At 42.8% G+C, this 12,464-nt stretch carries 9 protein-coding genes; 3 read left to right on the top strand and 6 right to left on the bottom strand.

The genetic code is table 11. The annotated features are described in order from the left end of the window. Window positions 1-23: 23 nt before the first annotated feature. The 4 genes from PQ469_RS12355 to PQ469_RS12340 all read right to left on the bottom strand — a co-directional run bounded on the left by PQ469_RS12355 (window position 24) and on the right by PQ469_RS12340 (window position 4,557). Window positions 24-1,118, bottom strand: coding sequence for an efflux RND transporter periplasmic adaptor subunit (locus PQ469_RS12355; protein ID WP_274213241.1), 1,095 nt, complete (start codon window positions 1,116-1,118; stop codon window positions 24-26). 13 nt (window positions 1,119-1,131) lie between these two features. Next, entirely contained in the window at window positions 1,132-2,433 is a 1,302-nt protein-coding gene (locus tag PQ469_RS12350; protein WP_274213240.1) for a TolC family protein, read from the bottom strand. Between the two features lie 69 nt (window positions 2,434-2,502). Further along, window positions 2,503-3,867 carry a sensor histidine kinase gene (locus tag PQ469_RS12345; protein WP_274213239.1) on the bottom strand — a complete coding sequence of 455 codons (1,365 nt, stop codon included), beginning with the start codon at window positions 3,865-3,867 and terminating at the stop codon, window positions 2,503-2,505. Between the two features lie 6 nt (window positions 3,868-3,873). Beyond that, window positions 3,874-4,557 (bottom strand): response regulator transcription factor, encoded by a 684-nt coding sequence (locus tag PQ469_RS12340; RefSeq protein WP_274213238.1) that lies wholly within the window; start codon window positions 4,555-4,557, stop codon window positions 3,874-3,876. Window positions 4,558-4,678: 121 nt separating this feature from the next. Between PQ469_RS12340 and PQ469_RS12335 the strand changes: the two genes are divergently transcribed. From PQ469_RS12335 to PQ469_RS12325, 3 genes are all read left to right on the top strand, one after another. Next, a complete protein-coding gene (locus PQ469_RS12335) occupies window positions 4,679-6,256 on the top strand; it encodes a glycoside hydrolase (protein WP_274213237.1) in 1,578 nt (525 codons plus the stop codon). Window positions 6,257-6,401: 145 nt separating this feature from the next. Then, the gene (locus tag PQ469_RS12330) at window positions 6,402-7,481 is read left to right on the top strand and encodes an AI-2E family transporter (RefSeq protein ID WP_274213236.1); all 1,080 of its coding nucleotides are present in this window, start codon (window positions 6,402-6,404) and stop codon (window positions 7,479-7,481) included. Between the two features lie 439 nt (window positions 7,482-7,920). Continuing rightward, window positions 7,921-8,739, top strand: a complete 819-nt coding sequence (locus tag PQ469_RS12325) for a sugar phosphate isomerase/epimerase family protein (RefSeq protein WP_274213235.1) — start codon at window positions 7,921-7,923, stop codon at window positions 8,737-8,739. Between the two features lie 132 nt (window positions 8,740-8,871). Here the strand turns inward: PQ469_RS12325 and PQ469_RS12320 are convergent, their stop codons facing one another. Together PQ469_RS12320 and PQ469_RS12315 are read right to left on the bottom strand one after the other, a co-directional pair. Next, a complete protein-coding gene (locus PQ469_RS12320; RefSeq protein ID WP_274213234.1) occupies window positions 8,872-9,897 on the bottom strand; it encodes a DUF4097 family beta strand repeat-containing protein in 1,026 nt (341 codons plus the stop codon). 162 nt (window positions 9,898-10,059) lie between these two features. Continuing rightward, window positions 10,060-12,456, bottom strand: coding sequence for an ABC transporter permease (locus PQ469_RS12315; RefSeq protein ID WP_274213233.1), 2,397 nt, complete (start codon window positions 12,454-12,456; stop codon window positions 10,060-10,062). Window positions 12,457-12,464 lie beyond the last annotated feature (8 nt).

The following is a 12,464-nucleotide window of genomic DNA, read 5'->3' as shown; positions in this document are numbered from 1 at the left end:
TTTTATAAAATGATCGTGAACTGTTAGTCCTTTAATGACTCGTACAGGTAAACCTGCCTTGAAGCAACCACGCGCTGTCCGGGCCTTAGCCCTTTGCTGATGTAGGCCACATCTTCTACCCGCTTGGCTATTTCAACCGGCTGGATATGTACTTTAGCCGGCCCATCTACAACAACCACGTAGTTTTTATTATTATCAAACACAATAGCATCTGTTTTAATGGCCGGCAGGTTCATGCCCGATTTGGCCTGGATTTTTACATTAGTAAACATACCCGGCTTAAGCATATTATCCGGATTGCTTATCATCACCCTGGCACGCATTACTTTATTATCCGGATCGAGCACGTCAAAAAGCTTATCAATTTTGCCGGTAAATACTTTATCCGGATAGGCCAACGTAGTTATTTGTACTGCATCGCCAACTTTTACACTGGCAATGTCTGATTCATACATGTTGATGAGCACAAATACCGACGACAAATCGGCTATGGTAAACAGGTTCTGGTTATTATCCGCACGTACCTGCATATCATCCGTTACATTTTTCTCGATAATGTAACCGTTTAGCGGCGCCTGGATTTCATACCCTTTGCCGTTGCTTTTATTGATAGACATGATAGAACCGGCACGGTTGTTTTCGGCAGTAGCCTTTTGATAATCTGATTTTGCCTGCTCCAGGTCTTTCTCGGACGACAGGCCGCTTTTATAAAGATCCTGCGTGGTTTCCAGCTGGCGTTTGGCATTTCGCAGGTCGGCCTGTGCCGAAATCAAGTCGCGGCTGAAGCCGGCAATCTCGGCACTTTTCATGGTAGTAAGCACCTGGCCTTTTTTAACCACATCGCCCAGCTGCACATGAACCGATTGCGCTATACCGCTCACCATCGGAAAAATTTTTACCATTTTGCTTTCATCCGGCGCAATGCTGCCGGTAAGCGTTATTTCCGACAGCGCGTTCTCCGCCTTTACGGTGTCAATAACCAGACTACGCAATAACGTATCAGTTACCTCAAAGCGGGTATCTTTCGCAGCTTCGTCCGGATGATGCGAACAGGCCGAGATAGATAAAATCAATGCCGGAAGAATACTAAAAACAACTATTTTATATGGGCGATACATGATCTGTGTGTTATTATTGATTAAAGAATGGTGTGCCGGTTGCAAAATTCAATTGCTCTAACGAAGTGATGCGGTTGAGTTGCAGATTATTTAACTGCAGCGTATTGGTTTTATACGAATCATAAAAATCAAGAAACTCCAACAGGCCTATGTTATGTTTCTGGTAGTTTTTAAACACTTCCTGTATCAGGTGGTTAAAATCCTGCTTAAACTTGGGATCGAAGCTATTGTACAGGTTTTCAAGGCGTAACGCGCCCTTATAGTTATTGGCCAGTTCACTTTCCAGCTGGTCCTGCTGGCTTTGCAGCTGCACCTTACTGGCATCAACCGCAATACGGGCCTGTTTTATGCCGCCCTGGTTGCGGTTAAAAAATGGCAGCGAAAACGCTATGCCCGCGCTTGAATAATCCCGGATATAACTACCCTGCTTGTCATAGGCCAATGAAAGAGTAACATCAGGTATGGCCGTGGCCTTTTGCAGTTTCAGGTTAATGTTGTTATAATCAACAACCGAGCGGGCAACTTTAAGATCGTAACGGTTGGCATTGGCAGAATCTACAAGACGTTGATAAGGTACATCTGACACCATATTTTTTCCTTCCAGGTTAATGTCAACCTGGGGCAACACGAAGCTCGACGGTTTGGCGCGGATCATCAATTTCAACTCGCTTTGGGTGTCATCAATGCTATCCATCAAGTCATTTAGTTCTGATTGCAGTGAGTATAACTGCGACTGGATGCGCAGCACTTCTTTTTGGGAGATATTGCCTTTAGTATATTGTTCCTGGAAAGCCTTAAGCGTTTTCGCCAGCGAATTAATCTCTTCCTGGTAAACCTGTGCCGACTGCTCCTGGAAATAGATCTTATAAAAGTCGTTCCTGAGCGTATACCTTAGCGTTCGTAACAGATCAAAAAGCTGGTACTGAGCCTGCTGTGCACTTATCTGCGCCAGCTGGATATTTTTATTGCGCTTGCCCGCGGTTTGGATAAGCTGCGATAGCTGGGCCGAATATTCGCCGCCATCATGGCTGGTATCAAAAAAGCGTTTGGTTTGCGGGTTGTATAAAACGTTGGCAAAACTAAAATCGGGGTTATTGAACAACCGTGCAGTAATTACTTGCGCCTGCGCCTGGTCAACATTATAGTGCTGAATAATGAGGTCGAGATTGTTTTTTAAGAATTGATCTTCTGTCTCTTTCAATGACATCCTGAGGGTATCGCCGCCGGAGGGTTGCCCGTAAACCGGGCCCCCGACAGCTATACACCATAGTAATAGTTGAATTGAAAAAAGAACGATAACAAATTTTCGGTGCATAGTTTATTTGTTTGGCGCAAAACTATACCACCCAAATTAGACCAGCATTAAAGCGGGATTAGAAAGAGATTAGAAAATTGGCACAAAACTAATGGTAAAAGTTGTGCCTTGCCCAACTACCGATTGTATATTGATGGTGCCATTAAATAACTGGATAATTTTAAAAGCTACGTACAGCCCTACCCCATTGCCGTCAAATACACGCCCGTTTGCGCTGCGGTAAAAGGGGGTAAATATTTTTTCCTGGTCTTCGGCAGGAATACCAACGCCCTTATCAATAATTGTAATTACTATGGATTGATCATCGGCATTTAAACGGCAGGTAACGGGTTGATTATGCGAGAATTTAAACGCATTACCAATAATATTATTGAAGGCTATTTTAAGCAAAGTGGGGTTAGCGTTAATAAATAGCGCCTGTTGGTCGTCGGGCAAATGATCAATTTGTACCTGTAGTTGCGGGTGCCCGGCCGACATAGCCCAATGATGCTGCAACTCCCATATTTGTTCATCAATCTGGATAGGTTCCAGCTTTGCGCGGGTATATTCCATATCCGTTTGCGCCAGTTCCATTAAGCTGCTAATGGTATCACTAAGTCGCCCGGCATCATTTAATACCGAATTCAACAGTCGTTCATAATCTACGATACTGCGTTGCTTGTTCAGGGCAACCTCTACTTCGCCAATAATACTTGTAACCGGGGTGCGCAACTCGTGCGATGCATTGGCTACAAAAGTTTGCTGTAACTCAAACGAGTTTTGAAGGTGACTAAGCAGGCGGTTAAAATTAAGGGCCAGGGCACTTATTTCGTCCTTACCTTTTCCTTCGTCAACCCTTACATGTAAACTGCTGGCATTAATTTGCTTCATTTGTTTGATAAGGCCATCAATGGGCATCAGCGATCGCTTTGCAAACCACCTGCCTATGAAAAACAAAACGCTGTTCACCACTATCAAAATGATAATCATAATACGGATAATTCCCGATAGGCGCACCTTTGCCTGCTGATCATACGCGGAAGCCAGGATCACGAAATTCCCTTGGTTATCATGATAGTAAATACCTATTGTTTGGCGTTCGCCTTCCCTAAAGCTGATGTACTTTTTTGCGCGGACTTCTTCAATGGTGTTAAAGCTCCAGTATTGCTCTTTATCTTTTATAAACGAGGCTATGTTGTTGGCATTGTAAACCCTTATTACCTCGTTGGGCAATTGTTCCAGCATACGTTCGCGAACGTGGTTTAATGAATCGGATGATATTTCGTCGGCTTCGAGGTATAGCTGTGCGGCCACCTTTGCCCTATCTTTTAAATGCCCGTAAAAATCCGTTCTGAAAAAGTTGGCAAAAGCCAGGTACATACTCGCCATAATAATTAGCAGCATGGCAGAACTAAGGAGTGTAAAATTTAAGGCAAGCCTGTTTTTTATTTTCATACAGCCTTATTTCTCCTTTAAAATATACCCCATACCTATAACTGTATGAATAAGTTTTGACTGCGCGCCCTTTTCTATTTTTTTACGCAGGTAGTTTACATACACGTCAATAAAATTGGTGCCAGTGTCAAACTGGATATCCCAAACCTTTTCGGCAATATAATCTCTTGATAATGTTTTGTTGGGGTTGCGCAAAAACAATTCCAGTAAATAGTATTCTTTTGTGGTCAGAGTAATTTCGGTACCAGCGCGCTCGGCAGTTTTGGTAAAGGTGTTTAGTTTCAGGTCGCTAAAGGTTAATAAACCTTCTTCCTGGGGCATTTCCTGCCGTGAACGCCTTAGCAAAGCATTCATCCGCGCCAAAAGCTCGTTAAAATGAAAGGGCTTTACCAGGTAATCATCAGCGCCCGCCTGCAGGCCGTTTACCTTATCGTCTACCCTATCCAGCGCGGTAAGCATTAATATGGGCAGCTGCTTATTATCCCTGCGGATGCGACGGCAAAGATCTATGCCATTAATATCAGGTAGCATCAAATCAAGGATTATTAGATCAAAAGTATGCCCGGCCAACAGGTCAATCGCGCTAAAGCCGTCAATGGCGTGTGTTACCTCATAATCATGTTCCTGCAATCCCTTTGAAATAAAGGCGGCTACTTTTTCTTCGTCTTCAATAAGGCAAATACGGTTCATCCTAAAGGGGTAATTAATTGGTTACAAATTAAAGGAATAATATGACATGTATAATCAACAGGCCCGTTTCCCCGCAATTAAATAGCTAATAATACAATTATCCCGGCTTATATTTGCACCGATGAAACCGACAAAAAACTTTATTAAACTAATGGCCGTCCCGTTGTTATTGACAACGTTTTTTAATTGTACATCAATTGCCCAAACTACCGATACAACAATAACCCTGCATATCAATTTGAATAATACCGCCCAGGTAATTGAAAACATAGGCGCATCGGGTTGCTGGTTTTCTGAAGGGATAGGCAAATACTGGCCCGCCGAAAAAAAGGAAGCCATCGCTCGTTTATTATTCAGTAAGCAAAAAGACAAGTTGGGAAACCCATTGGGAATTGGCTTATCGGCCTGGCGTTTTAACATTGGCGCCGGAACTGCAGAACAAGGCGATAGCAGCGGAATTAAAGATTTCAGGAGGCGATCTGAATGCTTTTTAAGCCCAAATGGCGATTATGACTGGAACAAGCAGGCCGGCTATCAATTCTTTTTAAAAAAGGCACATGATTATGGCGTAGAAACACTCATAGCCTTTTCAAACAGCCCGCCGGTGCAATTTACACGTAACGGGCTTGGTTATAAAACAGAAAAAGACTTTACCAGTAACCTGAAGGCCGATGCCTATGGCGCCTATGTTAATTTTTTGGCTAAAGTGATTAGCCATTTTGATAGTGAAGGTGTTCATTTCAGCTATATCAGCCCGGTTAATGAGCCTCAGTGGGATTGGTCGCGCCCGTATATGCAGGGCGACCAGGAGGGCACGGCATGGAAAAACGACGAAATATACCATGTGGTTAATGAACTTAACGGTGTTTTAAATAAAGAGAAATTAAACACTAAAATTTTGATAAGCGAAGCGGGCATGCTCAATTACCTGTATTCGGGTAGTGGTAATTCAACAAACCAAATTCAGCGTTTTTTTGGCACAAATAGTTCATTATCTGTTAAGGCATTAAACCATGTACCGCCAACAATTGCCGGCCACAGTTACTTTACCGAAACTACCGACAGCGCAATGGTAGCTACCCGGAGCCAACTGGCCGATACCGCTAAAAAATATGGCGTCAACTTCTGGCAATCGGAATACAGCATGCTGGCCGATGGTTTTAAAGAAGGCTCAAATGGTGACCGGAGCGCGATAGATTGCGCATTGTTTTTGGCAAAAGTTATTCACTCCGATTTAACAGACGGTAATGCTACCGCCTGGCAATTTTGGAATGCCTATGAACCAGGCAGCGCCGATTTTAATACCCGGTATTACCTCATCGCTTTAAACCCCAAACCCGATTTTAAAGATGGCGAATTTACGGTAACCAAAAACCTGTGGGCCCTTGGCCATTACAGTTTATTTGTGCGTCCCGGCATGGTACGTGTACTTACCGGTACAGCGCCTGCCACACAAAGTAAAATCCTGGTTTCGGCATGGAAAGATGTGAATAATAAACTGGTTATAGTAGCTGTTAACCGTGGCACGGCCGATACAAAGGTAAAACTCGATTTAAAAAACATCACCAAAAAATACAAAACGCTTAGCACCTATTTAACCAATGGTGATAAGGACGTAAATATGCGGGCTTCTCAAAGTAAGTATACTAACAGCGTTTTACTCCCGGCACGGTCAATATCAACATTTGTACTGGATTGATTGAAGCGTTAACCACCCGTAAACGGATGAATGAGTGCTACCGGCGCTTTTGGCCTTGATATTAAATCAATATTGCGATATTGTTAAAACTTTTGGAGGTGTTCATTGTCCCCTATTTGAACATTCTTTTTCAAATTAGCACAAAATGGCCCTCAATAGCGATAAATATACCGGTAAAACAACTCAAAAAGAACTCACCTATATTCAAAAAGTATGGCAAACCGTTGCCGTAGTAGCCCTGTTGGTAGTAGTAATACTGATTGCCCGGGTTGCTTTTAATGTATTATTAATGGTACTTGCGGGTGTACTCATCTCCGTATACTTTCACGGCCTTGGCGACATGATCCAGCGGAAAACCCTATGGCGCCGCCGCATCTGCATGATTATTTCTATCGGTGGCACGTTTGTGTTGCTTGGGGTACTGTTTTGGTTTATGGGGTCTAAAATATCAAACCAGGTAGCAATATTAAGCGATACGCTTCCGCATACAATCAGTAATGCCAAACTAAAACTGGCCGAAACCCCTATCGGAAGAAAAATCCTGGAATACCTGGCTGATGATAACTCAGATGCCTTAATGACTACTGCCAAATCCTTCTTTAATACCAGCTTCGGTGTGCTGGGCGATATTTATATCATCCTGTTCCTGGCTATATTTTTTACCAGCAATCCTAACCTGTATAAAGACGGCATGATAAAATTAGTGCCCGAAAGCCGCAAACCGCTCGCCCACCAGGTGATAGACAGGATTAGTTTCGCCCTAAAAGGATGGCTAAAAGGAATGATGTTATCGATGGTGCTGGTATTTATTTTACTTTCTATCGGGTTAGGCGTCATGAGCATACCCGTAGCTTTGGTACTTGCCCTGCTTACCGGGCTGCTCAAGCTTATCCCCAACTTTGGATCGTTGGCAGCCATGATTCCCGGCGTATTGCTGGCTTTAACCATCAGCACAAATACCGCTATAGTTGTGGCTTTAATGTATATGGTTACTCAAACTATAGTAAGTAACATAGTAACTCCTATAATTCAAAATAAAATGATAAACCTGCCGCCAGCATTAACCATACTGGCGCAGGTATTAATGGGCACATTATCCGGTGTTTTGGGTGTTATACTTGCAGTACCCTTGTTAGCTATCGTAATGATTTTGGTTGATGAGCTGTATGTTAAAAAGATAGCTGATCTGGATATTGTAATTGTGCCTGAAAGAGGCCAACCCTAAACACAAAAAATGCGCTCCGGATCTCATCCCGAAGCGCATATTACTAATCAACTAAATCCAAATTTCTCAAGTTTGGAAGTTTTTTATCGGCATTGCTGTAGTCAAACCTAAAATAAGATTACTATACTGCTGGGGTGCCTCCCTGCTATTCTTTAAAAACACGCGCCAAATATATAATATTTTGATATTCAGAAATTTGCAAAACATGCAGTTATTTTAGCCCTGCGGAAACGTTACAGTACGCGTGCGTTTCTATAGCTTAAATTTGGGGGTCGACCAAAATACAATCGAAGCGCAAACCAATTGAGGAAGTTCGATTTAATTTTAAAAGAAAGCGATCTGGTGTTATAAGATATAGTGGGGCAAATAATCATATATTTATCGCATAGTAAAAATTAGCCATACAGATTATCTTTTCACCGTTCTTATAAATGTTATAATGAAAATAAAGTTTTTTTGCCCGCGCTGGGGTTCTGAACAATTGCCCTGGGACGAATTTTGTTTTAAAGTAAAGGAAGCCGGTTACCAGGGCGTTGAAGCATCTGTACCTTTTGATGAACACGAAAAAGACATCATTTTAAATGCGCTTAAAAAGCATAACCTGTTATTGATTGGCCAATATTACCAGTCGTTTGAAGAAGATTTTGAGGCGCATAAAATCAGCTTCCGTAAGCATCTGGAAAATTTAGTAAAGGCACGGCCGGTTTTAATTGACTCGCAAACAGGAAAGGATTATTTCACAAACGAGCAAAATAAAGCGCTTTTTGCCATAGCCAACGAGATTGCTGTGAAAAGCAGAATTACCATTGCCCATGAAACACACCGAAATAAAGCTCTGTTCGCCGCTCATATTGCTAAGCAATTGCTTACAGATAACCCCGATGTTTTAATAACCGCAGATTTTTCGCACTGGTGTAATGTATCTGAAAGCTTACTGGAACAGCAACCAGAAGCGGTTAAAATAGCCATCAGCCGGACTGTTCATATTCACGCACGCGTTGGCCATGCCCAATCTGCACAGGTTTCTGATCCAAATGCCCCCGAATGGCAACCAGAGCTGGAAGCACATTTGCAGTGGTGGGATGCCATAGTAAAATCGCGCCTGCAAAACGGCGCCGGGTTATTAACCATTACACCCGAGTTTGGCCCTTCCCCTTACATGCCTGTACTGCCTTATACAAAAATGCCGGTATCAAACCAATGGGACATTAACCTTGGCATGATGCAATTACTTAAGAAACGCTACCAGGAGCCCTAAGTCTGGGGTTTTAAGTCTGATTCGTCATTTTAGACTTAGAACTTAAGGCTTGGGACTTAAGACTTAAAACACGAAGAGCCTGTCGCGTTAAACAACAGGCCCCCATGCGTACTTGTTTACTTTATATAGATCTTAGTTAAGATTAAGATTGATACGGCTGTTGCCCCTTACCTCAAACGATGAACCGCCGCCATTCAATTTGCCTTCTATTCTTTCTTTTTCTTTAGTACCGCTAAAGTTTGATGTAAAGTTGGCTTCTACCTTATCAGCACGCATATCAAGGTCAAGGGCCGACTTGGATGGCACCGAAATATCGATGTGACCCGAACTTACATCGATTTTAACGTATTTGCCTACACTGCTAAATTGCGCATGAAAGCTGCCACCACTGGTTGAGGCATCTAACGCACAAGCCAGCCCGTTAAGGTTGATGCTGCCACCGGATGTACCTGTTTTTAACTCGCCTGCGATATTGTTGGCGCTGATGCTGCCACCGCTGGTGTTGGCATCAATAGTTCCCTTTAAATCGGTAAGATGTAATGAGCCACCCGAGGTTTCGAGGTGAATTTTTCCATTGCAGTTACTTGCCTCAATACTACCGCCGCTTGTTTCCAAATCAATGCTTGATCCCGAATTGCTTACATGAATGCTGCCGCCTGATGTTTGGCCTTTAATCATCCCTGTTAATTTATCAACATGCAAACTGCCGCCGCTTGTTTCAAATTTTTCGGTACCATCCAAATTATCCAGGTGTATGCTGCCACCGCTGGTATTCAGGCTGGTGTTAACATTTTTAGGTACAAATACTTTAAAACCGATACTTAGCGAGTTTCTCCAATTAGAGAAATTGTGCTTGTTTTTGGCTGTGGCATGAACTTCGCCGCCACTAACGGTAACGCTTAGTTCGTAGTTTTGCAGGCGTTTCTCTATTTCTTCTTTTGATATATTGCCGATGCTATTGTTTCCCTGGATATAAACTTCAACGCGCGGCGACTCGCCGGCGGCACCGCTTACGGTAATACTTCCGCCAGATGTGTTCACAAATACATCTTTAACAGCTCCGGAAATGGGTTTGGTCATGTATGGGGTTTTGGAGTCCTGCGCAAAAACAACACAGCTTTGGCAGGCAACAAAAAATAGCAGTAAGTGCTTTTTCATAATGTTTTAGTTTGGTTTATTAATAAGACAACAGCAGGAAGAAATACGTTGCATGTGGGGGAAAATAAATCCTAAACACTAAAAGGAATTACCAAACATTATACTATCAAATCTTAATATCAGACTTTTCACCAATGAACTAATGAACCAATGAACTATTCACTATTCACTCCTCAAACTATCCACCGGATTTGCCAGCGCAGCCTTAATTGCATGGTAGCTGACAGTGATAATGGCCGTTAATACAGCAATGCCGCCTGCGGCAGTAAATACCCACCAGGGTATGGTGATACGGCTGGCAAAATTCTGCAGCCAGTTGTGCATTGCCCACCAGGCTACCGGCGAAGCTATAATAACAGACAAAAGCACCAGTTTTAAAAAATCCAAAGAAAGCAGTGTACTTATTTTTGACAAGCTGGCACCTAATATTTTGCGGATGCCAATCTCTTTGGTGCGCTGTTCAATAGTGAACGCCGCAAGCCCAAACAAGCCCATGGTGGCCAATATCACAGTAATGTAAGTGAATAAACTAAAAATCGCGGCTAATCTGTCCTCGGCCTTGTATTGCAGGTTAAAGGCATCGTCCATGAAAGTGTATTCAAACGGGGTATCCTGATCATACTTTTTATAGATGCCCTGCATTTTGGCCAGCAAGGTTGGCAAATTGGTATGGGGATTTATTTTTACGAAAAGGCTGCATCCGGTCTTTTTCCAAAAGGATGAGGTATCGGGAAGTGTAATTAAAGCAAAGGGCCTTAACTCATCTGCCATTGAGCTAAAGTTGAAATTTTTAAGTACACCCATAACCTGGAGATTGTTATTGCCATCACTAATGAAACTGCCTACCGGGTTTGCGGGTAAATGCAGCTTCCCTATAGCCAGTTCGTTAATAACCACTTTATTGCGGCCGGTAATTTCGGTATTTGGCGCAGGCGGATATTTCCATTTTAAGCCAAGAACAGGGATAAAGTTATTATCGGCAACTAAATTGGCTATAGGTATACTTTTCTCTTCTTTGGTTTTGCCGACAGCAAAAAACATATCATAACCCTTGTACATGGCATAATGCGATGTGGCTATCTCCCCGATACCTGCCAAATCACTAATGTCTTTTTTAAATGCCTGGTAGTTTTTTACCAGACCGGTACCTACAGGCAGCATTACGATATTATCGCGGTTAACTCCTGTATCTGCGTGCCTGAAATAATAGAGCTGCCGGTCGATAACAATTCCGCATATAATCAGCCCCACAGATATGGCAAACTGCAGGGTAGTAAATACTTTACGTACCATTGCGCCGCCCGCCTGCGTGCTCATTTTGCCCTTTAGGGTAACTACAGGTTTAAAAGCCGATAAAACTAACGAAGGGTAGCTGCCTGCTATTAACACCGTAAGCACCAGCAAAGCTAACAGCAAGCCTAAAACTACCGGGCTATATAAAAACGAGCTATCTATCTTTAACTGCAACACATTTAAAAACCAGGGCTTGCAAAGATAACACAGGCAATAACTCAGCACGAATGAAATGCCCGCAAACAAGGCAGACTCTACATAAAACTGCATAGCAATACTAATACGGCTTGCCCCAGACACCTTGCGCACCCCCACTTCCTTGGCCCTTAACGTAGCCCTCGCAGTAGAAAGGCTCATGTAATTAACCAATGCCAGCAGTAATATCAACACAGCCACCAACGGAAAAATCTTTAAATACCTGGTGTTAGATGAATCACCAAAGTTCATGTGCAGGTGGGTATCAGTTATTGGCGATAAAGTATAAATCATCTCGCCCAGGCTTTTGTCTTTTTTGGCCATTGCCTGCAGGTTACGCCTCAACGCGGCAGTGTCCGAAGCATGTTTTAAAAGCAAATTCAACCCAAATGAGCCAAAACTTATCTCTTGCGAACCTGTATACATTGATGCTTCTTTCATTGAAAGCAAACTTGTGTTAGACGCTACAAAGTTGAAGTCGATAGATGAATTTGACGGGGCATTTTCGGCTACCCCGGTAATGTGGTAAGTATAGGCACTATCTGTTTTTATAATAAGTGTTTCGCCCACAGGATTCGTGTTACCGAAGTATTTTTTTGCGATATCCTTTGAAATTACAACAGAGAATGGCGCTTTAAGTGCTTCCGATGCTTCTCCTGACAACAACTTAAAAGAATAAAAATTAAAGAAACCCGCATCCGCGAAGATCAGTTTATTTTCTGCGAACTTATTTTCGGGTGATGCAGGATTGCTCACCACCATTGGCCTGAAATAAACCATTGTTCGCATGTAATCCTCCACTACAGGATTGTTTTGCTTTACGATAGGCCCGGCAGTGTAACTCATATAGGCCATATTCATGACATTCCCCCCCATCTTTATAGATGCCCGCAGGTTATAAATCCGCTTCCCGTTTTTGTGGAAACTATCGTAACTCATTTCATGGGTTACATACAGCATAATCATGATACAAACGGCCAGGCCAACTGCCAAACCTGTTATATTGATAAAGGTGAACCCCTTATTCCTGCTTAAACTCCTGAATGCAATCTTAATGTGGTTACGCAACATAAATCCTA

The organism is Mucilaginibacter sp. KACC 22773, assembly GCF_028736215.1.
In the GTDB taxonomy this organism is placed as follows: domain Bacteria; phylum Bacteroidota; class Bacteroidia; order Sphingobacteriales; family Sphingobacteriaceae; genus Mucilaginibacter.
Note: the sequence above shows the minus strand (reverse complement) of the source record. Positions and strands in the feature narration are given on the sequence as shown.